This is a genomic window from Saccharopolyspora mangrovi, from assembly GCF_035320975.1.
Classification (GTDB): Bacteria; Actinomycetota; Actinomycetes; order Mycobacteriales; family Pseudonocardiaceae; genus Saccharopolyspora; species Saccharopolyspora mangrovi.
The window spans coordinates 21,108-44,484 of the sequence record NZ_JAWLNX010000010.1; the positions used below are offsets into that span (position 1 = coordinate 21,108).

A 23,377-nucleotide genomic window follows, 5' to 3' on the forward strand; every position below is an offset into this window, starting at 1 on the left:
CTACCCGGGCGAGGATTCGACGACCTCGCTCTCGGCGGCCATGCGGCCCAGGACGACCAACCTCGGGCCGGAGATCAAGGCGATCGCCATGACGACGACGGCGGCACCGATGATGACCGCACGCAGCGACGTCACCTCAGCGACGGGCCCGGCGAGTGCCGCACCGAGCGGCATCAGCCCCCACGCCAGCACCCGGTGGGCACTCGTCACCCTGCCCATCAGCGTTGGCGGGGTGAGCCGTTGGCGGTTGGCCGAGGACAGCACGTTCCAGGCCCCGGCGCCGACACCCATGCCCAGGTAAGCCAACCACGCCGCCCACGGCGAACTTCCGGCGCCCAAGGTCGCGATGCCGGTGGCGAGGATGACGAGAGCGCCGATCATCACCCTGCCGCCGCCCCATCGCAGCGCCAACCTGGACGCCAGGGGCGCCGCGGCGAGCGCCCCCAGTGCGGTGCAGACGAGCAAGGTGGCGACGGAGGCCTTGGGAAGCCGCAGCGACTCGATCGCGTAGAGGAACGCCACGGCGTTGACACCACTGGTCACGAAGGCGGTCATCCCCACGACACCGACCACGACCCGCAGCGTGCGCTGCCGCACGAGGAACCGCATCCCTTCGAGCACTTCGGCGCGCACCGCCGTGGTCTCCGCCTTCACCGGCCGCTGGACCCGAACCCGCACCGTCGCCGCCAGCACACCCGCGATGAGGAAGGTGACTCCCCCGGCCGGGAAGCAGAACTCCGGTCTCCACGCGAACAGCCCCGCTGCGGCCAACGGCCCGGCGATCTCCACACCCGCGGTTTCGGTGCTGACCACGCGCCCGTTGGCGCGCTCCAGCTCGGACCGGCCTGCCACCGTCACCAACAGAGTCTGACCAGCAGAATCCGCGAACGTCTCAGCACTGCTCAACAGGAACGCGCACACCGCCACCACGACGTCCGCGCGCCCGAACATGACCAGGGAGCCCAAGGACAACGTCAGCCCACTGCGAGTCACGGGACTGACGATCAAGGTCGTCCGCGGCGGCCACCGATCCACGAGAGCCCCAGCGGGCAGCGCCACGACCAGCCAGGGCAACACCGACGCGACCGCCACGACGGACACCGACACCGGATCACGAGTGCTCACCGCCGTGAACAGCGGCAAGGCCGCCGTGAGCACCCCGTCCCCGACCGACGAAGCACCCCACGAACCGAGAAGACACCGAAACGCGCCACTCCGAACCCCACCCACCGAAGCACGCTCTTCGCTCATGTGCCGTTGAGTTCGCTCAGCGCTGCGGTGATCTGCGGCCAGGCGAAAGTCGCCAGGCCGTCATCGGCTCGGACCGTGACCGCGTCGGGGTCGAGCAACGACACGCCGCACCCGGTCAGTCGCCGGATGCTCTCGTCGTAGGCGGGGTGTTTGCGCAGGACCGACTTCACGCACGGGACTGCGAGGATCGGGACATCGGCGCCGAGCATTTCATTGAGCACGCCGAGCGCGAGCGTGTCGTTGATTCCCGCTGCCCATTTGTTGACGGAGTTGAAGGTGAGCGGAGCGGCCACGACCGCGTCAGCACGCGGCAGCGAGTCACGCTGTTGAGGCGGCTCCGCGTGAACTCGGGTCAGACATCCAGTGTTGCGCGAGACGGCGTCGAGGTCGATCCACGTAGCTGCCATCGGGGTTGCGATCACCACGACGTTCCAGCCATCGGCTTGCAACGACGTGATGAGCTCCTCGATCCGCAAAACCGGCGGAGCAGCACAAACCACGAGGTACGAGCAAGGCGCAGTCGGATTCATGCGGCACATCCCACGCGCTGCGCAAGCCCGCGCAGCCCCGGAACGCGATAGCGACGCTCACGCCGCATCAACGTGTGGATCAGTTCATGAGCATTCGGGTTGGCACGCACGAGTTCAGGTGCGACTCGTTCTATGTCGAGCAGGTGGATCACCGCTTCCGCATCTTCACCGAGCTGCGTGTGAGCCCAAGCGCTGTCCAGGTGGACCTGCGCTTGCCGCCCCCGCAGCCCAACCGGGATCCGGGTGACATCCACCTTTTCGGACTCTTGCAGCGCGACGGAAGGATCAGCCAAGGCCACTGCGGCGGACAGGCGGTGAATCCGGACGTTCGTCGGGCCGAAGGCCGTCCACCCGATGTTCTCGTCCGCGCCGAGAAACCGGGCCAATTCCTCGGCGTGATCGAGACGGCGATACACCTCGATGGGGTCATCACGACGAGCAGCGATGATCGCGCCGACCAACGTCAGCGCACCTCGCCAGGTCAGGCTGTGCGGGTCGTGGCCGCGCACTCGCTGCGCTGCCTCCGCGGCCACTTCTTCGGCACGCGTTTCCGGCCTTGGTCGCCAGTTTCGCTTCGACGATCTTGAGACTGCATCGCACGCCGAACACGGCCCTGCTCGGAGTCCCCGGCACTTCGGCGGCCAATGCGTCGACCATCGCGGCCACCGACGGGATCAGCTGTCGAACATCGGCATAGCGCGCAGCCTGGTACCGGCCATGCACTTCGGCGACCTGGCTTGACACTCCTGCGACGGAGAACTGCGCCGACGTCGACGAACCAGTTTCGTCTGATTCGTTTCCACCTCCGCTGCCCATGTGATCGGCGACCGCCGCCCCGGCGAGAACGGCGGCATCGACCATGACCTCGCGTCGGCTCGCAACCGGTCGCTGATCATCACGCGTGCCCGGGGAAGCCGGCTGTTCGGGACGCAACAGGTCGTCCAGCTCGTCGAGCGAGATCTGCAACGCTCTCGCCAGCGACGGCCGTCTCCACGGCTGCGGTGTCAACGTCGCACGTTCCCATCGTCCGACCGTCGACAGTTCGACGCCGAGCTTTCACGCTAGAGCTTCCTGGGTCAGTCCCAGCGCCTCACGCCGCGCAGCAAGAGAATCCCGTCGTCTCGCCATCGTCCTCTCCCCGATCACAGGCGCACCCACGATACCGAGTTCGCGTGCACTCTGATCAGGAACAGCTGAACCAGCCTGCCCGAACGTCCCGTTCTTCCCCGAACAGGTGAACAGACCGGGACCCGAACGCCTTGTCTTCGCACCTCACCGCGCCGACGCCCGATGGTCGCCTCATCGCCGCCCAACAGGCGCTCTCGACCCTTTCGATCACGCGCAGTTAGCTGCTGCCATGAGTTACCGCCCGCACCCCTTCACGTGGTGCCCGAGCGAGGCGGCGCGACGTGCGACCGCACAAATGGCACCCCGAGATGGCGAACAATTCGAAACGCTCTGCGGAAAGTTGGGGACAGCCGACCGCAGCGACGTGGCCTGGTTCTGGCCAACCTGCCCAGAATGCGACAGACGCGCGCACGAAATCGCCGGAATACCCATGCCACCAGCAGAATCGACGCCGACAAGCCCTCGGGAGTTCGGACGTGATCACACGAGCGCCGCCCCAGCGCGTGCGAAGGCACCCAAGAGCGGGAATTGCTCCGTCAAGCCGGCGCCGCTTTCCAGCTCCGCAGCGCTAGAGGACGTTGGCGAAGGTGACTGTGCGGTCGAGGAGTTTGGGGCGGACTCGGCCGAGGATGTGTTCGGCGAAGTGGGGGCTGTTGGTGTGGGCGTCGAAGCCTGAGCGGTCGGTGTACTGCTCGTAGAGGTGGAACACCCGCGGGTCGTCGGCGTCCTGGTGCACGATGTAGGCCTGGTTCGCCGGTTCCTGCAGGGTTCCCTCGCGGGCGTCGAGCAGGGCTGCGCGCACTTCCTCCACGTCCGGCTCGGCGCAGACGTAACGGGCGATCACGGCGAACGACACGAACTCCTCCTAGTTCTCCTCGCGGCTCACCATCTCGGTGATCCAGATCGGTGCGAACGGTGACGTGCAGCCTCGGGACGTCGGGTAGTCCTTGAGGACCTGCAGGCGTTCGCCGATGTCGAGGGCTCGGGCGCGGTGCTCGGAGTGCTCGATGCCGATCTGGGCGAGGCACGTGTTCATCGCCCACTGGAGGCGTTCGGGCGCGTCCTTCATCTCCGCCTCGATCGTGTCGAGCAGACCGACGAGATCGAGCCCGTCGGGTTTCTTCACCACGCGGTCGCTGGTCAGCGCCCACCCGGCGCTGGCGACCGCCGGATCCGGGTCGTCGAACCAGGACAGCCGCAGGTCCTCGGCGTGCGGGCTCTTCTTCACCACGTAGCTCACCAGCCAGTCGTGCACCTTGGGGCTGCGGGCCTGGCGCAACATCGCGTCGAGCTCGTCGCGGTCGAAGGACTTCGGGCGGCAGATCAGCACCGCCAGCAGCTTCGCCGCCGTGTCACCCGTCGCCCACAGCTGCGGGGCCAGGTCGTGCTGGGTCTTGAGGCGCTTGGCGATGGCGCGGAGCTTGGTCAGGTTCACGCCGTGGTCGTCGCCGTGCCGCTCGTTGACCGCGCGCACCTTCGGGTCCTCGAGTTCGGCCAGCTCGGCCACCAACTCCTCGACCGTCGTGTCAGCCATCCTCACCTCCAGTCCGAAACGTGCCAGTTCACCCTAGCCGCGCACCGCGCGGCGGACATGAGAGCGCCGAACGTTGGTTGGACGAGCCCGACTGGTGACCCTGCCCGAGTGGCGCTGCGACGACCCGCGGAATCCACCGACGTCGCCAGCCCGCTGGGCTACGGCGCCGTCGCGCGGGTGCGCTGAGACCACGGAGCAGTCAGGCTGGCCACCCGCCCCGCGTCCACTGTGGACCGGAGCGGGCGGCACTGGTCACCGTCCTGCGCGCTCGACCGCGATTCCCCGCACCGACTTGAGCTCCGACACCAGTTCGGTGCACACGTTGACCGGCCACTTCGGCAGCTCCAGGCGCGTCTTGCCCAGGTGCACGTGGACGGGCGTGGTGCCCTTGTGCGCGGTCAGGGTCTGCTTGAGCTCGCTGATCACGTCGGCGTTGAGCTTGCGGGAGTCGGCCTTGAGCACCAGAGGCGGTTCGCTGCCGGGATCGGTCTCGGCAGCGGTGATGTCGATCGGCACGGCGTCGGAGGCGAACACGCTGATCTCGCCCTCGCGCTCGTTGACCCGGCCCTTGACCGCCAGCGCGTTGTCCTCGACCAGGCAGTCGGCGAACATCTCGTAGGACTTCGGGAAGAACAGCACCTCGACGCTGGCCTCGAAGTCCTCCAGCGTCACGATCGCCCACGGCTGGCCGTTCTTGTTCAGCCGCCGCTGGATGCCCGAGATCATTCCCGCGATCTTGGGTTGCTGCTCCTTGCTGCCGTAACCGCTGGGCTCGCGCTCGCCACCGACCAGCTCGGCGATCGTGGTGTCCTGGTAGGGCGCCAGCAACCGCTCAGCACCGTCCAGCGGGTGCGCCGAGACGTACAGGCCCAGCATCTCCCGCTCGTAGGCGAGCAGCTGCTTGCGCGGCCACTCCTCGTCGGAGAACTGCAGGTGCGCCAGCGGCGAGGTGTCCTCGCTGGGTCCCTCATCGCCGCCGCCGAACAGGTCGAACTGGCCCATCGCCTGCTGCCGCTTGAGCCCGATCACCGCGTCCACCGCTGCCTCGTGGTGGGCGTTGAGCGACATCCGCGTGTGCTGCAGCGAGTCGAACGCACCGGCCTTGATCAGCGATTCGATGACCCGCTTGTTGCACGCGGTGATCTCGATCTTGTCGAGGAAGTCGGTGAACGAGGAGAACTTCCCCTTCTCCTCGCGCGAAGCGATGACCGATTCGACCACGTTGGACCCGACGTTGCGGATCGCGCCCATGCCGAAGCGGATGCGCCCCTCGACCGCGGTGTGCTGGGTCATGGACTCGTTGACGTCCGGCGGCAGCACCTGGATGCCCATGCGCCGGCATTCCGACAGGTAGACGGCCGTCTTGTCCTTGTTGTTGCTGTTGGCGGTCAGCAGCGCGGCCATGTACTCGGCCGGGTAGTGGGCCTTGAGGTACGCGGTCCAGTAGGTCACCAGGCCGTAAGCGGCGGCGTGGGACTTGTTGAACGCGTAACCGGCGAAGGGCAGCACCGTCGCCCACAGCTGGTCGATGGCCTCCTTGGAGTAGCCGCGTTCCTTCATCCCGGCCTCGAAGCGGGCGAACTGCTCGTCCATCACCTCCTTCTTCTTCTTGCCCATCGCACGACGCAGCAGGTCTGCTTGTCCGAGCGTGTACCCGGCGACCTTCTGCGCGATCGCCATGATCTGCTCCTGGTAGACGATCAGACCGTAGGTCTCGCCCAGGATGTCCTTCAGCGGCTCGTCGAGCTCCGGGTGGATCGGCTCGACCGGCTTCTTGCCGTTCTTGCGGTCGGCGTAGTCCAGGTGCGCGTTGACGTCCATCGGACCCGGCCGGTACAGCGCCACGCACGCCACGATGTCGCCGAACCGGGTGGGCTGCATGCGCTTGAGCAGCGACTGCATGCCGCCACCTTCCAGCTGGAACACGCCCAAGCTCTCGCCGCGGCCGAGCATCTCGTAGGTCTTGTCGTCGTCGAGCGGGATCTCGAGGGGTTCGATCTCGTCGCCGTGGTTGGTCTTCACCATCCGCACGGTGTCGTCGATCGTGGTCATGTTGACCAGACCCAGGATGTCGATCTTGAGCAGGCCGACCGCCTCGCACTGCGGACCGTCCCAGCCGGTGATGATCTCGCCGTCGTCGCGCTTCCACAGCGGCAGCACGTCCAGCAGCGGCTCGCGCGAGATGATGTGCGCGCAGGCGTGCACGCCCGCGTTGCGGATCAGGCCCTCCAACCCGCGCGCGGTGTCGAAGATCTTGCCGATCTGCGGGTCGGTCTCGATCAGCGACCGCACCTCGGCGGCCTCGGGGTAGCGCTCGTGCTCGGGATCGACGATGCCCGACAGCGGGATGTCCTTGGCCGCGATCGGCGCCGGCAGCGCCTTGGAGAACTGGTCGGCCAGCTGGAAACCCGCCTGCCCGAGGTGCACCCGGGCGGCGTCTTTGAACGCGGCCTTGGTCTTAATCGTGCCGTAGGTGATGACCTTGGCGAAGAACTCCTCGCCGTACTTCTCCTTGGCGTACTGGATGACCCGCTCGCGCTGGCGCTCGTCGAAGTCGATGTCGATGTCGGGCGGCGAGTCGCGCTCGGGGTTGAGGAACCGCTCGAACAGCAACCCGTGCTGCAGCGGGTCGATGTCGATGATGTGCAGCACGTAGGACAGCAGCGCACCGGCCGCCGAACCACGACCCGGGCCGACGCGGATGCCGTTGTTCTTGGCCCAGCGGATCATGTCGCCGACGACGAGGAAGTACGAGCTGTAGCCCTTCTCGGTGATGACCTTGAGCTCCCACTCGAGCTGGTCGCGGTACTCCTGGGTGAACTCGCCGTCCTTGAAGCGCGTCGGGATGAACGACTCGACCTCGTCGCGCAGCACCTCCACGTCGGTGCGGCCGACCTCGACCTTGGCCTGCGGCATCCGGTTGTGCGCGGCGAAGGCCTCCTCGTAGCCCTCGACCATGTCTGTGATCAGCAGGGTGCTGTCGGCCGCGCCCGGGACCTCCTCGTCCCAGTACTCGCGCATCTCCTCGGAGCTCTTGATGTGGTAGCCGTCGCCGTTGAACTTGAACCGGTCGGTGTCGGCGATCATCGAGCGCGTCTGCAGGCACAGCAGCGCGTCGTGGTGCCCGGCCTGGTCGTTGGTCACGTAGTGGCTGTCGTTGGTCGCCACCGTGCGCAGGTCCAGCTGCTTGGCCAGGTCGAGCAGCTCGCCCCGGATGTTGCGCTCCATCTGGATGCCGTGGTCCATGACCTCGATGAAGAACCGGTTCGGCCCGAAGATGTCCTTGTAGTCCGAGGCCGCCTGCAGGGCCTCCTGCTTCTGGCCGAGCCGCAGCCGGGTCAGGATCTCCCCCGCCAGGCACCCGGAGGTGGCGATGATGCCCTCGGAGTGCTCGGCGATGAGCTCCTTGTCCATGCGCGGCTTGCGGAAGAAGCCCTCCATGCTCGCCAGCGACGACAGCTTGAACAGGTTGCGCAGCCCGGCCGAGTTCTGCGCCAGCATCGTCATGTGCGTGTAGGCACCGGCGCCGGAGACGTCGCCGCTCTCGCCGTACTCGTCGACTTCCTTCTTGCCGGTGCGGGCGCGCTCGCCCCAGAACACGGGCTTCTTGTGGAACCGGCTCTCGGGAGCGATGTAGGCCTCGATGCCGATGATCGGCTTGACCCCCGCCTTCACCGCCTTGGTGTAGAAGGAGTGCGCGCCGAACATGTTCCCGTGGTCCGTCATCGCCACCGCGGGCTGTTCGAGGCGAGCCACCTCGGAGAACAGCGCATCGTGCTTGGCTGCACCGTCGAGCATGCTGAACTCGGTGTGCACGTGCAGGTGGACGAACGGATCAGACACGCGAAGATCTCCGGCTGAGCTCGTGGACGGCAGGACGAACATGAACTCTATCCGTCCGGCCTGGCTCACCGACGGAGGCCGCACATCGTGTCGCCAGCCACGGGAACCCCTCCTGACCAGCCCTTTTACAGAAGCACCGGGATGTCGATGTCGCAGTGCTCACCCCGGGGTGATCTCGGCTACCGGCTCGCCGGGATCGGTTCGTACTGGTGCTCGGGGCGGCCGCTGGCGCCGTAGCGGAGGGTCATGATGGCCTGGCCCTGCTGGGCGAGGGCGGCCAGGTAGCGCTGCGCCGTCGCGCGCGAGATGCCCAGCTCGTCGGCGATCTCGGCGGCCGAGCGGGCGCGACCGCCGTTGCGCAGGGCGTCGAGCACCAGCTGCGTGGTCAGCGAGGAGCGGCCCTTCGGGGTGGCCGGGCGGTCGCCCTCGCGCAGCAGCCGCATCGCCCGGTCCACCTCCTCCTGGTCCACGGCACCGCCAGTCACCGGCAGGCGCGCGTGGTAGCGGGCGTAGGCGTTGAGCCGGTCGGCGAGCTGCTCGGCCGTGAACGGTTTGATGAGGTAGTTCAGCGCTCCCGCGGCGAACGCGGCGCGCACCGTGGCCGGATCGGTGGCGGCGGTGAGCATCATGGCGTCGGTCTCCAGCTCGGCGAGCAGCCCCACCCCGTCGCCGTCCGGCAGGTAGTTGTCCAGCAGCACCAGGTCCGGGTTCTGCTCGTCGATCAGCTCACGCGCCTGCGCGGCGGTGCGGGCGGTGCCCAGGACCCGGAAACCGGCAACGCGATCGGCGAACTCCGCGTGCACCTGCGCGACGCGGAAATCATCGTCCACCACGACCACACCGATCACGACTGCGCCTCCTCGCTCGCAGGGGAACCCTCTTCTTCGAGAGCATCGGGCATCACCGCCACGAACAGCGCGCCGGGCTGCCCAGCGGGACCGGCCAGCCGCACCTCACCACCGAGGCTGCGCGCCGCCTGCCTGCTCAGCGCCAGACCGAGACCGCTGCCGCCGGAGCGCTTGGACGACACGCCCTCGGCGAAGATCTCCTCGCGCGCCTCCTCAGCGACCCCGTCGCCGCTGTCCAGCACGGACACGTGCAGCGCGGTGCCGTCGGCCAGCAAGTCGACCTCGACGCGGGCCGGTCGGGCCGCGCCCACCCGGGCGGCGTCGACGGCGTTGTCGACGAGGTTGCCCACCACCGTCATCACCTCCACCGGCGCGCGCAGCGCCGTCGGCACCCAGCTGGTCTCGGCGAGCTCCAGCGAGACGCCCTTCTCGGCCGCCACCGACTTCTTCGCCGACAGGAACGCCACCAGGTAGGGGTCGCGCACCGCTTCGGCGGCCGGGCCGAGGCCGGTGACCTCGCCGTGGGTGAGGGCCTGCACGTACTCGACGGCTTCCTCGTTGCGCCCGGTCTGCAGCAGGCCGGACAGGGTGTGCAACCGGTTGGTGAACTCGTGGCGCTGCGCGCGCAGCGTGTTGGTCACGCTCCGCACCTTGTCCAGTTCCCGGTTCAGCGACTCCAGGTCGGTGCGGTCGCGCAGAGTCAGCACGCTGCCGAGCTCGACGTCGCCGCGCAGGACGGGCCGGTGGTTGGCCACCAGCACCCGCTGCCCGCTCAAGGTGATCACGTTGTCGGCTTGGCGCCCGCTGACCAGCAGTTCGCGCAGCCGCGTCGGGATGTCCAGCTCGGCGGTCGGCGTGCCGACCTCCAGCGGTGCGCCGAGCAGCTTCTCGGCCTCGCGGTTGCGCACTGAGACCTCGCCGGAGGCGTCGACGGCGAGCACGCCCTCGTCGATGCCGTAGAGCACGGCTTCGCGCTGGCGCACCAGCTCGGCCAGTTCCTGCGGTTCGAGCCCCAGCGTGCGCCTCTTCAGCACGCGGGTCAGCCACGCGGCACCGGCGATGCCCACCAGCAGCGCTCCCCCGGTGAAGGCCGCGGCCGTGCCGATCAGCCGCAGCAGCGCGGTGTTGATCTCCTCGGCGTCGAAACCGATGCTGACCTGGCCGAGGATCTCGCCGCTCGGGGCGCGCAGCGGGACCTTGCCGCGCGCGGAGACGCCGAGCGTGCCGCGCTGGACGTCGACCACCTCGTGCCCGGCGAGTACCCAGCGCGGATCGGTGCTGACGGGTTCGCCGACCTCGGCGGGATTCGGGTGCGAGAGCCGGATGCCGTTGCGGTCGGTGATCACGACGAACAGCGCGCCCGAGGCGGCCCGCGCCCGCTCGGCCTGGGTGTGCACCCGGGGCAGATCGCCCGCGGCCACCGCGTTCGCCAGCTCCGCATCGGTGGCCAGCACGCGAGCGGCGGTGAGCGCGCGCTGACCGTACTGGTCGACGAGGTGGCGGTCGAGCAGCGACGCGACGAGGAAGAAGCCGATCGTGGTCACCAGGGTGATCAAGCCGATCTGCAGGAGCAGCGCCTGTCGCGCGAACCGCATCGGGCGGTGGGACATCCCCCGACCATACGACGTGAGCAGAACGCGCAGAACGTGCTCAACACGGGATACGCGGACAACATCGACAACTCTCGTCAGGGTGTGCGGGCTCACCTACGGTTCCCCGAAACGCAACGGCGCTGTAACGAGGACCACCGCTGGTCCGCAGAGAGGAGGACGCGTTGATCGCGCTGCTCGGCTTAGGCATGGTGACCGTCTTCCTCTACCTGGTGATGAGCAAACGGCTCTCACCGATGGTGTCGCTGATCGCCATCCCGATCGCGTTCGCGCTGGTCGGCGGCTTCGCGCCGGATCTCGGCGACATGATCACCGACGGCATCAAGTCGGTCGCGCCGACGGCGGCGATGCTGCTGTTCGCGATCCTGTACTTCGGGATCATGATCGACGCCGGGCTGTTCGACCCGATCGCGCGCGGCGTGGTCCGGCTCACCCGCAACGACCCGTTGCGGCTGATCATGGGCACAGTGGGCCTGGTAGCGCTGGTGTCGCTGGACGGCGACGGCACCACCACGTTCATGATCACCGTCTCGGCGCTGCTGCCGATCTACCGCCGGCTCGGCGTCAGCCCGGTGATCATGACCGGCCTGGCGTGCCTGACCAACGCGATCCTCAACGTCGTCCCGTGGGGCGGTCCGGCGGCCAGGGCGGCGAGCGCCATGCGGCTGGACCCGCAGGAGCTGTTCGTGCCGATGATCCCGGCCCTGGCCGCGGGCCTGCTCACGGTGTTCGTCATCGCCTACGCCCTGGGACTGCGGGAACGCGCCCGGCTGCGCACCGCCGCACCGGTGCTGGTCGGCACCGGCGGCTCCGACGCCGTCGACACCGCCTCCTTCGACGGCGGCTCGGCGGACTTCGACGTGCTCGCCCCGGACCGGGAATCGCTGCGCCCGAAGCTGTACTGGTTCAACGCCGGGCTGACCATCGCGCTGCTGGTCGCGCTGATCGCCGGCGTGCTGCCGATCGCGGTGCTGTTCATGATCGGCTGCGCGCTGGCCCTGATCGTCAACTACCCGCACCTGGAGCAGCAGCGGGCCCGGATCGCCTCGCACGCCGACAGCATCGTCTCGGTGGTCGCGATGGTCTTCGCCGCCGCGGTGTTCACCGGGGTGCTGTCCGGGACCGGGATGATCGAGCAGATGGCGCAGTACCTGCTCACCGCGCTGCCGGACGCGCTGTTCCCGTTCTTCAGCGTCATCGTCGCGGTGCTGAGCGTGCCGTTCACCTTCTTCATGAGCAACGACGCGTTCTACTTCGGCGTCATGCCGATCCTCGCCGAAGCCGGTGCCCAGCACGGCATCGGTGCGCTGGAGATCGCCCGCGCCTCGCTGCTGGGCCAGCCGATCCACATGCTCAGCCCGCTGGTGCCCGCGATGTACGTCCTCATCGGACTGGCCAAGGTCGATCTGGGCGACCACCACCGCTTCGCGATCAAGTGGGCCCTGCTGGTCTGCGGCGTGGTCATCGGCACCGGATTCGCGCTCGGCCTGATCGCGATCCACTGATGCAGCGGGCTGGGATCGCCGCCCGGCAGCGGCGGTCCCGGCCCGCGGTGGACGCATCAGACCGATGCGGCCACGGGTTCCTCCTCGGGTTCTTCGGTGCGGGCCGCCACCAGCGGGCGGTGGGCCTCGGTGTCGGCGAAGTCGGCGCGCAGCCACTTGCCCAGCGAGATCGCCACGAGCACGAGCACGAAGATCAGCGGGAAGGCGGTGATGATGGACAAGGTCTGCAGGGCTTCGAGACCACCGGTGTACATCAGCACCACCGAGACCCCGGCCAGCACGACCGCCCAGAAGACGCGGTGCCAGCGCGCCGGTTCCTTGTCCTGCGGCAGATCTTTGGACGCCACCGCCGCCATCGTGTAGGCCGACGAGTCCAGCGTGGTGGCCAGGAAGACCACCATCAGCAGCAGGAACGCCACCACCGCGAACGAGCCGAAGGGCAGGTGCGCCAGGGTGGCGATGATGCCGGCGGTGTCGCCCTGGTTCTGCACGATGTCGGCCACCGGCACGATCTTGTTGAGCTCGAAGTACAACGAGGTGTTGCCCAGCAGCATGAACGCCAGCCAGCACCCGGCGCTGCCCGCCAGGCACATCGCCCCGATCATGCCGCGGACCGTGCGGCCCTTGGAGATCTTCGCGGTGAACAGGCCGACGAACGGCGCGTAGGCGATCCACCAGCCCCAGTAGAAGATGGTCCAGGTCTCCTCGAACCCGGACCCGCCCACCGGGTCGGTGTAGAAGCTCATCTCCACGAAGTTCTGCAGCAGGATCCCGGTGCTCTGGGTGAAGGTGTCGATCAGGAACACCGTCGGGCCCAGCACCAGGATGAACAGTCCCAGCCCCAGCGCCAGCCACACGTTGACGTCGGCGAGGCGCTTGAGCCCCTTCTGCATTCCCAGGAACACGCTCACGCCGAACAGCGCCGTCCACACCACGACGATCCCGACGTCCAGCGGGGTGCCCTTCTCCAGCGGGGTCATCGCGGCGATGCCCTCGGACACCAGCGGGACCTCCAGGCCCAGCGAGGTGCCCGCGGCACCGATCAGGCCGAAGATGAACAGCACGTCGATGAGCCGGCCGAGCCAGCCGTCGGCGCGGTCACCGATGACGCCCCGGCAGGCGTCGCTGAGCCGCAACGTCGGCTGCTTGCGCACGTGGTAGGCGTAGGCCAGCGCCAGGGCCGGGAGGCAGAACAAGCCCCACGCGGTGAAGCCCCAGTGGAACAGCGGGTAGGTCGCCGCCCAGTCGGCCGCCTCGGTGCTGCGGGGCTGGATGCCCATCGGTGGCTCCACGTAGTAGTAGGACCACTCGATGACGCCCCAGTAGATGATCCCGCCGCCGATGCCGGAGGTGAAGATCATGGCCAGCCAGCTGTGCGTGGAGAACTCTGGTTTGTCGTCGCGACCGCCGAACTTCACCCGGCCGTAGCGGCTGAAGGCCAGCCACGCCAGGAAGCCGGCGACCGCCGCGGCGAACCAGAGATAGAGCCAACCGAACTTGCCGGTCAGCACGCCGAGCACGCTGTCGAGGGCCTGCTGCCCTCGTTCCGGCGCGATCATCACCGGCACGCAGATGGCGGCGACGAGCAGCACCGAGAACCAGAAGATCCGTCTGTCGATTCGAACTTTTCCGCCTGTCGCGAGGATGACGGAAGCACCTCCAGAGTGTCGCGGCCGAGGCCTGCACGGCTGGCCTTCACCGATCGGATTGCGTTGCGATTCTACTGATGAGTCAGTTTCGCAATGGCGTACACCTTGAGCGGCTTTCGCGCCACCGTCAAGCCCCAATCGACATAACCGCATGAAACACGCCGTTTTTCGTCCTTCTCGCGCCTGCTCGTGACAACCAGCACCGTTGCGATGCACCCATGCGTTGCGATTGTCGCAATGCACTGTTAGCGTTGCGTGCCGTGGAGGACATGGAGTCGGCGCTGCGCGAACGGGTGCGGGACGTGCTGCGCGAGCACCCGGGCAGCCAGCGCGCGTTCGCCGAGCAGATCGGCCTGGACGCCACCAAGCTGTCCAAGTCGCTGGCGGGCACCAGGCGCTTCACCCCCGCCGAGCTCACCCGCATCGCCGAGACCGGCAACGTCACGGTGAACTGGCTGATCAACGGCAGCGACGAGGCCGAGACGGTCGCCGCCGCCCCGCAGCGCTCGGCGGTGCTGGCCCGCACCCGCGACGCCCAGGAAGCCGGACGCCACCAGCAGATCCTCGACGCCGCCTGGCACCTCATCGCCGAGCGCGGCTACCACGCGGTGCGGATCTCCGACGTGGCCAAGGCCTGCGGGATCAGCGCGGCGACCATCCACTACCACTTCCCCGGCCGCGACGACCTGCTCACCGAAGCCCTCCGCCACTCCGTGCGGCAGGCCTTCGACCGGCAGGTCGCCGAACTGCACAGCATCGAAGACGCCCACGAGCGGCTGCTGCGGCTCGTCGAGCTGCAGCTGCCCAAACCCGGCCTGCTCCGCCTGGAGTGGTCGATCTGGCTGCAGGTGTGGAACGAGAGCGCGCGCAACCCGAAGATGGGTGTGCTGCACTCGGATTCCTACACCCGCTGGCACGACACCATCGCCCGCACCATCCGGGAAGGCCAGCAGCAGGGCGTGTTCGTCACCGACACCGACCCCGAGGACCTCACCGTCCCGCTGACCGCCCTCATCGACGGCCTCGGCATCCAAGTCCTCACTGACCGCCCCGGCCGCTCGGTGGAACGGATGCGGCAGGTACTGCACGACCACGTCAACCGCGCCATCGTCCGGCACTGAACCGAACTCGCCCCCACACCCCCACCTGATCAGCGGAAATCAGTCGTCGGCACGTCCGTGACCGGCGCGCTGCGCGCTGCCCGAAAAACCCTGGTTCGAGAAAGGAATCGCGTTGAACAACGAAGTGATCATCACCGCGGCGCTCACCGGCGCTGGGGACACCGTCGGCAAGAGCGAGCACGTCCCGGTGACCCCCGAGCAGATCGCCACCTCGGCGGTGGACGCGGCCAACGCCGGTGCCGCGGTCGTGCACATCCACGTCCGCAACGTCGACGACGGCAAGGGATCCCGCGACGTCGCGCTCTACCGCGAGGTCGTGCGGCGGGTGCGCGAGTCCGGTGTGGACGTCGTCATCAACCTGACCGCGGGCATGGGCGGCGACCTGGTCATCGACCAGGACGACCCGCTCAAGCCGGTCGACGGGACCGACCTGGTCAACGGCCTGGAGCGGTTGCCGCACGTCGAGGAGCTGCTGCCGGACATCTGCACGATGGACTGCGGCTCGCTGAACTTCGGCGAGGGCAGCCAGCTCTACATCTCCACCCCGGACATGCTGCGCGCCGGCGCCAAGCGCATCCAGGAGCTGGGCGTGAAGCCGGAGATGGAGATCTTCGACACCGGTCAGCTGTGGTTCGCCACCAAGATGATCGAGGAAGGCCTCATCGACGCCCCGCCGCTGTTCCAGCTGTGCATGGGCATCCCCTACGGCGCTCCCGCCGACCCGGGCGTTCTGCAGTCGATGGTGAACATGCTGCCGGAAGGCGCGAACTGGGCCAGCTTCGCCATCGGCCGCAACCAGATGCCGTGGGTCGCCCAGTCGGCGATCCTCGGCGGTCACGTGCGCGTCGGCCTGGAGGACAACCTCTACCTCAGCCGCGGCGTGAAGGCCACCAACGCCCAGCTGGTCGAGCGCGCGGTGACCATCGTCGAAGCGCTCGGCGCCAAGGTCGCCACGCCCGACCAGGCTCGCGAGAAGCTCGGCCTGAAGCGGAGGTCTTGACATGACCGCACCGACCGCACCGGCCGAGGTCGGCCACATCGCCTGCATCGGCGCCGGGGTCATCGGCGGCGGCTGGGTGGCGCACTTCCTGGCCCGCGGCTACCGGGTCACCGCCTGGGACCCGGCCCCCGACGCCGCCGAGAAGCTGCACCGCCTGGTCGACCTCGCGTGGCCGGCGCTCACCGAGCTCGGGCTCGCCGACGGCGCCGACCGCGACAACCTCACCGTCGCCGACACGCTCGAAACCGCCGTGGCCGAAGCGGAGTTCGTGCAGGAGAGCGCACCGGAGGACCTGGAGCTCAAGCGCGACCTGCTGGCGCGCATCGACGCCGCCACCCCGACGGGCGTCGTCATCAGCTCCTCCACCTCGGGTTTCACCATGACCGAGATGCAGCAGCGCTGCACCTCCCCGCAGCGGCTGGTGGTGGGCCACCCGTTCAACCCGCCCTACCTCATCCCGCTGGTCGAGGTCGTCGGCGGCGAAGCCACCGAGGACTGGGCGGTGCGCTTCGCCTCGGAGTTCTTCGAGGTCGCCGGCAAGTCGGTGATCACCATGGACCGGGAGGTCCCCGGGTTCATCGCCAACCGCCTGCAGGAGGCGATCTGGCGCGAGGCGCTGCACATGGTCGCCAACGGCGAAGCCACAGTGGAGCAGATCGACACCTCGATCACCGAAGGCCCCGGCCTGCGCTGGCCGCTGTTCGGCCCGTGCCTGACCTTCCACCTCGCCGGTGGTGAGGGCGGCATGGCGCACATGCTCGACCACTTCGGCCCCTCGCTGAAGGCACCGTGGACTCGGCTGGAGGCGCCGGAGCTGACCGGTGAGCTGCGCGACCGCATGGTCGACGGCTGCGAGCAGGCCGCCGACGGTCGGGACAACGCCGCTCTCGTCTCCGAGCGCGACCGCGCGGTCATCGCGGTCATGCGGGCCATGCAGCAGCTCAAGGAGTCGCGATGAGCCAACCGAGCACGTTCCGGCAGCAGGTCCGGCCGGAGTGGATCGACTACAACGGCCACCTCAGCGAGGCCTACTACGTGCTGGTCTTCGGCTTCGCCACCGATGCGTTCATGGAGCGCACCGGCATGGACGCGCAGTACCGCACCGACACCGGTCATTCGCTCTACACGGTCGAAGCCCACGTGCGCTACTTGCACGAGGTCGGGCCGGACACCGACCTGCTGGTGACCACCCGGATCACCGAGCGGGGCGCCAAGAAGCTGCGGCTGGCCCACGAGATGAGCGTCGGCGACACCCTGGTCGCCACCGAGGAGATCGTCGCGCTGCACGTCGACACCGCGCAGGGACGCGCCGTGCCGTTCCCGGACGGCATCGCCGCCCAGCTGGACGAAGCGGCCGGTCTCGCCGGATGAGCGGGCGCCCGGTGCCGCAGCGGCACCGGGCGCGCCCCACTCCTGCCGGTCAGGTGCGGCGGGGGCCGGGGACCGCCGTGCGGGGCAGCCGCCCCGCCCGGGAGTGGCCGGTGAGCTGGTCTCCGGTGACCACGACGTCGAATTCCAGGTTCAGCCGCATCGGCCTGGTCACCGACTGGCGCCAGGTGACCCGCTCGCCGTCGGCCTCGGCGCGGCTGGAAACGTCGGTGAGCGGCACGGTTTCGTGCTCGTCGGTGGCCGTGCCGCTCAGCCCGCCCGCGGTTTCGGTGAACTCGTAGGTCACCGCGAGGGTGCCGATCGGTGTCTTGAGCTTCAGGTCCCAGGTTCCGTGCAGGGCGCTCATGCGTGCTCCTCCCGGCCAGCGGCGCGGTCCGCTGTTGGTGACAGCCACGGGGTGCCTCGGCGCTCGTGGGCGAAGAGCACTTCCACGGCGTGGGCGACGTGCGAGCCGTACTGGCGGTGGAGCAGGTGCAGGCCCAGGTCGAGCCCGGAGGACACCGAGCCGGCCGAGACGAGGTCGCCGTCGTCGACGACCCGAGCGTGGACGGCCTTCACGCCGGTGGCTTCGAGCAGTTCCATGCCGAGCGCGTGCGTCACCGCGTGGCGGCCCTCGATCAGCCCGGCCATCGCCAGCACCAGCGAACCGCCGCAGACCGTCGCCACGGTCACCTCCGGGTTGTCCAGCGCCCGCTTCAGCAGCGGTCCGGCGGTGCTCTGGCTGAACCTGTTGAGCAGCACCGGGATCGTGTCCACCCCGTCGTCGGGGTCACCGTCGATCGGGCCGGAGGCACCGGGCACGACGATGTGACCGGGCAGGTCCGGGTCGAGCACGGCCGTGGCCTCCAGGGCCATGCCCCGGGTTCCCGAGACGACCCGCCGGGGTCCTTCGGCGGAGACGAACTCGATGTGCAGCCCGTCGCCGGCCTCGTCGCTGCCCGCGGCGAGGACCTCGAACGGGGCGATCGCGTCCAGCGGGTCGAACCCGTCGAACAACACGATCTGGGTGGTCAGGGGCATCAGCGGAACTCCTCGTGATCGTTCGCGGCGTTGTCGCGGCAGGTACCGCCATCGTGGAGCCGGGTGCGCGCACCGCACCACCGTCTGAAAGCCAACAAGCCACCAGATCTCGCCACCGGCACCGCAGCCGCATTGACACCGCTGTGACCAGCATCGTTGTGGCTATAGTCGGGCCATGCACAACGTCGTGGTGCTCGCGCTGCCGGACACGATCGCCTTCGATCTGGCCACGCCGATCGAGGTGTTCCGACGGGCCCGGCTGCCCGACGGGAGGCCGGCGTACCGCGTCGTGGTGTGCGGGACCGCGCCACTGCTGGACGCGGGGCCGGTCAAGCTGGCCACCGACCACGGGCTCGAGGAGCTGGCCCACGCCGACACGATCGTCGTGCCCGGCCGCCACGACCTCGACGTCCCAGCTCCGCCGGAGGCGTTGGAGGCCCTGCGCGCAGCCGCCGCGGCCGGGACGCGGATCGCCTCGATCTGCGTCGGTTCCTTCACTCTCGCCGAAGCGGGCCTGCTCGACGGACGATCCGCCACCACCCACTGGGCCGCCGCGGACCTCCTGGCCGATCGGTACCCGCGCGTGCAGGTGGATCCGCAGGTGCTCTACGTCGACGACGGCCAGGTCCTGACCTCGGCCGGTGCCTCGGCAGGACTCGACCTGTGCCTGCACGTGATCCGCCGCGACCACGGCACCGCCGTCGCCGCCGACGCCTCGCGGCTGGCGGTGGCGCCGCTGCACCGCGACGGCGGGCAGGCGCAGTTCATCGTCCACAACGCACCGACCGCGAGCACCACGACCCTCGAACCGCTGCTCGGGTGGATCGAACAGCACGCCCACGAGGACCTCACCCTCGCCGACCTGGCCGCTGAAGGCCGGATGAGCACCCGCAGCCTCCACCGGCGCTTCCACGCCGAAACCGGCCAGAGCCCGATCGAATGGCTGACCCGGGTGCGGATCCGCCACGCCCAGGAACTGCTGGAGACGACCGACCACGGCGTGGAAACCATCGCCCGCCGCGTCGGCTTCGCCAGCCCCAACACCTTCCGCACCCAGTTCCGCCGCCTCGCCGGAGTCAGCCCCCGCGCCTACCGCACCACCTTCCGCGCCGGGACGTGATCAGCCGCGCCTGAGGTCGTTCGCAATTTCGAACACCGTCTCCCCACGCGGACGCCGGCGCCGACTCGACACTTGCGAACAATCCAGCGAATGGACCAACGCGGAACCGCCGATCACTCCACTGTGGACACCTCCCACGTCCGCTCCGGGCGGCTCAACAGCGATTTCCCTGGCGTCGCACCGCGATCGCGAGCGGCGCCAGGCGGCCATCTCCGGCTGCTGCGATGCACCCGTTCGGACCAGCATCGGTGAACATGCCTGGTGCGGGCGCTTCCGGAGCGGTTGACGCCCCATTGCGGGAGCGGTAGCTTCCGCATCCAAGTTCAGCTTTGTTAGCGCTCACATCCACTGGAACGAGGGTCACCGATGTCCCTTCGAACAGCGCATGGACTCATCTCCACCTTATCCGCTTCCCTCCTCGCGCTCGCCGTGAGCACGACCGCGCCCAGCGCCGCCGCCGCGCAGGACCAGACCTACGAGGGCTACCTCTTCGCCTACTTCACCGGCGAGGGATCTCCTGACGGCGAGCAGATCCACCTCGCGGCCAGCAACGGCAACGACCCGCTGCACTGGACCGCGCTCAACGGCGGCGCACCGGTGCTGCGCTCCACGCTCGGCGACCAGGGCGTGCGCGATCCTTTCCTCCTCCGCTCCCCTACCGGCGATCGCTTCTACCTGCTGGCCACCGATCTGCGGATGCACGGCGACGGCGACTGGGACAACGCCCAGCGGCACGGCAGCCGCTCGATCATGATCTGGGAATCCACCGACCTCGTGCACTGGTCACCGCAGCGAGCCGCCCAGGTCGCACCGGAGACCGCCGGCGACGCGTGGGCACCTGAGGCGCGTTGGGACCCGGAAACCCAGCAGTACGTGGTGTTCTGGGCGTCCACCCTGTACTCACCGGACGATCCGGAGCACACCGGCCAGAGCCACCACCGGATGATGTACGCGACGACGAAGGACTTCATCACCTTCAGCCCCGCCCAGGTGTGGCACGACCCGGGGCACTCCGTCATCGACTCGACCGTCATCGACCAGGCCGGCACCCACTACCGCTTCACCAAGGACGAACGCGCCCAGGACGCGGCCAACCCGTGCGGCAAGTTCATCACCCAGGAGAAGTCGACCGCGCTGCTCAACCCCGCGTGGGAGTTCGTCGCCGACTGCATCGGCAAGGGCGATGAGACCGGCGAGGGCATCGCCTACGGCGAAGGGCCGACCGCGTTCCGGTCCAACACCGAGCACAAGTGGTACCTGTTCATCGACGAGTACGGCGGCCGCGGCTACGTCCCGTTCGAGACCGACGACCTCGGCTCCGGCCGCTGGCGCGAATCCCCGGACTACGCGCTGCCCGCGAACCCGCGTCACGGCACGGTTCTCCCGCTCACCAAGTCCGAGCACGAGCGAGTCCGCAACGCCTACCCCGCGGCCCGCTGAACCAGCGGCCCCCGGCGCACCTCCACGTCCGCACGGTCCCTCTTCGAGGAGGAGCAGCATGCCCGCACGAGCGCGAACCCGGGCCGCGATCGGCCTGTCGCTGGCGGCGACGATCATCGCCCTGACGCCGAGCACCTTCGCCTCGGCAGCACCGCAGTACGAGGTGAACATCGACGCAGCCGGACGCGGCCCGGCGATCGACCCGACGATGTACGGCGTCTTCTTCGAAGACATCAACCGCGCCGCCGACGGCGGCCTCTACCCCGAGCTCGTGCAGAACCGCTCGTTCGAATTCGACCCGGCCGACAACCAGGACTACCACCCGATGACCGCCTGGACGCCGGTGGCCGCAGACGGCGGGCAAGGCACCGCCGAGGTCGTCGACGACGACGGCCGGCTCAACGAGCGCAACCGGCGGTACCTGCGGCTGGACCTGGCCGGCAACGCCCGTGGCTCCTACGGCGTCACCAACGCCGGGTTCCTCAACGGCCTGCGCACCGAAGCGGGCAAGACCTACGAGTTCTCGGTCTGGGCGCGCACCGACCGACCGTCGGGCACCCCGCTGACCGTGCGCCTCACCGACGGCGGCACCGACCTCGCCGATCCGGTGCGCGTCGAGGTCGCGGGCGACGGCTGGACCAAGTACACCGGGCGGTTCACCGCCAAGAGCACGTCCTCGACCGGCAGCCTCAGCGTCACCGCGGAGGGCACCGGCACCGTCGCGCTCGACATGGTCTCGCTGCTGCCCCAAGAGACGTACAAGAACCACGGTCTGCGCCCCGATCTCGCCGAGAAGATCGCCGCGCTCAACCCCGGTTTCCTGCGCTTCCCCGGCGGCTGCCTGGTCAACACCGGCAGCCACGAGGGCTACGAGGCGCCGGGCTGGGAGCGCAAGCGCTCCTACCAGTGGAAGGACACGATCGGCCCGGTCGAGCAGCGCGCCACCAACGCCAACTTCTGGGGCTACAACCAGTCCTACGGGCTGGGCTACTTCGAGTACTTCCAATTCGCCGAGGACATCGGCGCGATGCCGCTGCCGGTGGTACCCGCGCTGGTCACCGGGTGCGGCCAGAACCAGGCCACCGACGACCCGCAACTGCTGCAGCGGCACATCCAGGACACCCTGGACCTCATCGAGTTCGCCAACGGCCCGGCCACCTCGCCGTGGGGCGCCAAGCGAGCCGAGATGGGACACCCGGAGCCCTTCGGCCTCACCCACATCGGCGTGGGCAACGAGGAGAACCTGCCGGACGAGTTCATGCAGCGCTTCGTGCAGTTCCGCGACGCGATCAAGGCAGCGCACCCGGAGATCACGGTGGTGAGCAACTCCGGCCCGGACGACAGCGGCGAGATCTTCGACCGCGCCTGGCAGCTCAACCGCGACCACGGCGTCGAGATGGTCGACGAGCACTACTACAACGATCCCGCCTGGTTCCTGGCCAACCACCACCGATACGACGCCTACGACCGCAACGGACCGAAGGTCTTCCTCGGCGAGTACGCCTCCAAGGACAACCGCTGGGGAAACTCGCTGGCCGAAGCCGCCTACATGACCGGGCTGGAGCGCAACGCAGACGTGGTCAATCTGGCTTCCTACGCGCCGCTGCTGGCCCACGAGGGCGACGTGCAGTGGTCCCCGGACATGATCTGGTTCAACGACGAGAAGTCCTGGGGCTCCACCAGTTACGAGACCCAGAAGCTGTTCATGAACAACGTCGGTGACGAGGTCGTGCCCAGCACCACCGCCGAGGACGAGTCCTTCCGCCAGGTCGTCACCCGCGACAACGCCACCGGCGAGCTGATCGTCAAGGTCGTCAACGCCCAGGCCGAGGCGGCCACCGCCCAGATCGACCTCGGCGACACCCCGGTGGAGCCCACCGCCCGCGCCACCACCCTCGAAGGCGACCCCGCTGCGGTCAACTCCGGCGACTCGGCGCCCATCCGGCCTCGGGAGTCCACGGTGGACGGTGTGAGCAGCAGCTTCAGCCACGAATTCCCACCGAACTCCGTCACCGTCCTGCGGATCAAGCCCGCCGGGAGGTGACCGGACTCCGGGTGCCGCGCGTCAGCCTCCCGGCCGTGCGGCACCCGGTTCCCACTCCCCCACTTGCCAGCGAAGGAAAGGTCGACTGTGCAACGCCTGGTTTTGGAACCGCCGAGGCGCGACGGCGCCGCACCGTACGGGCGCGTTGCCGGATGGTTATCAATTCGGCCCGCGGATCTGCTCGAACGCCTTGGACGCGCCTTGTGTTAGCGCTAACATCTCGTGCCGAAGGAGACGTGGAACACAGGCCGACACGCGGCCGGCTCCGCACCGCACGAGTCCGAAGAACTCCGGACGAGGTCCGGTCAACGACGTGACCGGACGAGCACGCGCACGCCCAGCGCG

Annotated in this window: 21 protein-coding genes; 9 read left to right on the plus strand and 12 right to left on the minus strand. The window is 68.7% G+C overall.

The window, feature by feature from the left end; translation table 11 throughout:
* The 4 genes from R4I43_RS15945 to R4I43_RS15960 are packed head-to-tail and all read right to left on the minus strand — an operon-like array spanning position 1 to position 2,747.
* Positions 1–1,251, minus strand: coding sequence for an MFS transporter (locus R4I43_RS15945; RefSeq protein WP_324266397.1), 1,251 nt, complete (start codon positions 1,249–1,251; stop codon positions 1–3).
* Positions 1,248–1,781, minus strand: coding sequence for a flavoprotein (locus tag R4I43_RS15950; protein WP_324266398.1), 534 nt, complete (start codon positions 1,779–1,781; stop codon positions 1,248–1,250). Before R4I43_RS15950 ends, R4I43_RS15945 begins: the two co-directional genes overlap by 4 nt.
* The gene (locus R4I43_RS15955) at positions 1,778–2,242 is read right to left on the minus strand and encodes a hypothetical protein (RefSeq protein ID WP_324266399.1); all 465 of its coding nucleotides are present in this window, start codon (positions 2,240–2,242) and stop codon (positions 1,778–1,780) included. Before R4I43_RS15955 ends, R4I43_RS15950 begins: the two co-directional genes overlap by 4 nt.
* Positions 2,211–2,747 carry a hypothetical protein gene (locus R4I43_RS15960; RefSeq protein ID WP_324266400.1) on the minus strand — a complete coding sequence of 179 codons (537 nt, stop codon included), beginning with the start codon at positions 2,745–2,747 and terminating at the stop codon, positions 2,211–2,213. Before R4I43_RS15960 ends, R4I43_RS15955 begins: the two co-directional genes overlap by 32 nt.
* A 391-nt stretch (positions 2,748–3,138) precedes the next feature.
* Between R4I43_RS15960 and R4I43_RS15965 the strand changes: the two genes are divergently transcribed.
* Positions 3,139–3,585 carry a zinc finger protein gene (locus tag R4I43_RS15965; RefSeq protein WP_324266401.1) on the plus strand — a complete coding sequence of 149 codons (447 nt, stop codon included), beginning with the start codon at positions 3,139–3,141 and terminating at the stop codon, positions 3,583–3,585.
* Here the strand turns inward: R4I43_RS15965 and R4I43_RS15970 are convergent.
* The 5 genes from R4I43_RS15970 to R4I43_RS15990 all read right to left on the minus strand — a co-directional run bounded on the left by R4I43_RS15970 (position 3,478) and on the right by R4I43_RS15990 (position 10,744).
* Positions 3,478–3,765: a putative quinol monooxygenase gene (locus tag R4I43_RS15970; RefSeq protein WP_324266402.1), complete on the minus strand. Its 288-nt coding sequence runs from the start codon at positions 3,763–3,765 to the stop codon at positions 3,478–3,480. The two genes, R4I43_RS15965 and R4I43_RS15970, sit on opposite strands and share 108 nt — an antisense overlap.
* Positions 3,766–3,774: 9 nt before the next feature.
* Positions 3,775–4,443: a DNA alkylation repair protein gene (locus tag R4I43_RS15975; RefSeq protein WP_324266403.1), complete on the minus strand. Its 669-nt coding sequence runs from the start codon at positions 4,441–4,443 to the stop codon at positions 3,775–3,777.
* 252 nt (positions 4,444–4,695) lie between these two features.
* Positions 4,696–8,328 (minus strand): DNA polymerase III subunit alpha, encoded by a 3,633-nt coding sequence (dnaE, locus tag R4I43_RS15980; protein WP_407691255.1) that lies wholly within the window; start codon positions 8,326–8,328, stop codon positions 4,696–4,698.
* 137 nt (positions 8,329–8,465) lie between these two features.
* Positions 8,466–9,134, minus strand: a complete 669-nt coding sequence (locus tag R4I43_RS15985; protein ID WP_324266405.1) for a response regulator — start codon at positions 9,132–9,134, stop codon at positions 8,466–8,468.
* Positions 9,131–10,744 (minus strand): sensor histidine kinase, encoded by a 1,614-nt coding sequence (locus tag R4I43_RS15990; protein WP_324266406.1) that lies wholly within the window; start codon positions 10,742–10,744, stop codon positions 9,131–9,133. Before R4I43_RS15990 ends, R4I43_RS15985 begins: the two co-directional genes overlap by 4 nt.
* Positions 10,745–10,908: 164 nt before the next feature.
* On the opposite strand from R4I43_RS15990, the gene R4I43_RS15995 reads away from it, so the two are divergent.
* Entirely contained in the window at positions 10,909–12,249 is a 1,341-nt protein-coding gene (locus R4I43_RS15995) for a CitMHS family transporter (RefSeq protein WP_324266407.1), read from the plus strand.
* 56 nt (positions 12,250–12,305) lie between these two features.
* Here the strand turns inward: R4I43_RS15995 and R4I43_RS16000 are convergent, their stop codons facing one another.
* Positions 12,306–14,051 carry a BCCT family transporter gene (locus R4I43_RS16000; RefSeq protein ID WP_324266408.1) on the minus strand — a complete coding sequence of 582 codons (1,746 nt, stop codon included), beginning with the start codon at positions 14,049–14,051 and terminating at the stop codon, positions 12,306–12,308.
* A 116-nt stretch (positions 14,052–14,167) separates the two neighbouring features.
* On the opposite strand from R4I43_RS16000, the gene R4I43_RS16005 reads away from it, so the two are divergent.
* The 4 genes from R4I43_RS16005 to R4I43_RS16020 all read left to right on the plus strand — a co-directional run bounded on the left by R4I43_RS16005 (position 14,168) and on the right by R4I43_RS16020 (position 17,390).
* The gene (locus R4I43_RS16005; RefSeq protein ID WP_407691259.1) at positions 14,168–15,019 is read left to right on the plus strand and encodes a TetR family transcriptional regulator C-terminal domain-containing protein; all 852 of its coding nucleotides are present in this window, start codon (positions 14,168–14,170) and stop codon (positions 15,017–15,019) included.
* A gap of 112 nt (positions 15,020–15,131) precedes the next feature.
* Complete coding sequence (locus R4I43_RS16010; protein WP_324266409.1) at positions 15,132–16,019, plus strand: BKACE family enzyme; 888 nt, start codon at positions 15,132–15,134, stop codon at positions 16,017–16,019.
* A 1-nt stretch (position 16,020) separates the two neighbouring features.
* On the plus strand, positions 16,021–16,977 hold the full coding sequence (locus R4I43_RS16015) for a 3-hydroxyacyl-CoA dehydrogenase NAD-binding domain-containing protein (RefSeq protein ID WP_324266410.1): 957 nt from the start codon (positions 16,021–16,023) through the stop codon (positions 16,975–16,977).
* A complete protein-coding gene (locus tag R4I43_RS16020) occupies positions 16,974–17,390 on the plus strand; it encodes a thioesterase family protein (RefSeq protein WP_324266411.1) in 417 nt (138 codons plus the stop codon). Before R4I43_RS16015 ends, R4I43_RS16020 begins: the two co-directional genes overlap by 4 nt.
* A 49-nt stretch (positions 17,391–17,439) precedes the next feature.
* Here the strand turns inward: R4I43_RS16020 and R4I43_RS16025 are convergent, their stop codons facing one another.
* On the minus strand, positions 17,440–17,754 hold the full coding sequence (locus R4I43_RS16025; RefSeq protein ID WP_324266412.1) for a hypothetical protein: 315 nt from the start codon (positions 17,752–17,754) through the stop codon (positions 17,440–17,442).
* Positions 17,751–18,428 carry a DJ-1/PfpI family protein gene (locus tag R4I43_RS16030; RefSeq protein ID WP_324266413.1) on the minus strand — a complete coding sequence of 226 codons (678 nt, stop codon included), beginning with the start codon at positions 18,426–18,428 and terminating at the stop codon, positions 17,751–17,753. Before R4I43_RS16030 ends, R4I43_RS16025 begins: the two co-directional genes overlap by 4 nt.
* 175 nt (positions 18,429–18,603) lie before the next feature.
* Here R4I43_RS16030 and R4I43_RS16035 point away from each other — a divergent pair, with 175 nt between their 5' ends.
* The 3 genes from R4I43_RS16035 (at position 18,604) to R4I43_RS16045 (ending at position 23,032) form a co-directional block, all read left to right on the plus strand.
* Positions 18,604–19,548, plus strand: a complete 945-nt coding sequence (locus R4I43_RS16035; protein WP_324266414.1) for a GlxA family transcriptional regulator — start codon at positions 18,604–18,606, stop codon at positions 19,546–19,548.
* Between the two features lie 429 nt (positions 19,549–19,977).
* Positions 19,978–20,988, plus strand: coding sequence for a glycoside hydrolase family 43 protein (locus R4I43_RS16040; RefSeq protein WP_324266415.1), 1,011 nt, complete (start codon positions 19,978–19,980; stop codon positions 20,986–20,988).
* A gap of 58 nt (positions 20,989–21,046) precedes the next feature.
* Positions 21,047–23,032, plus strand: coding sequence for an alpha-L-arabinofuranosidase C-terminal domain-containing protein (locus R4I43_RS16045; protein ID WP_324266416.1), 1,986 nt, complete (start codon positions 21,047–21,049; stop codon positions 23,030–23,032).
* Positions 23,033–23,377: the final 345 nt, after the last annotated feature.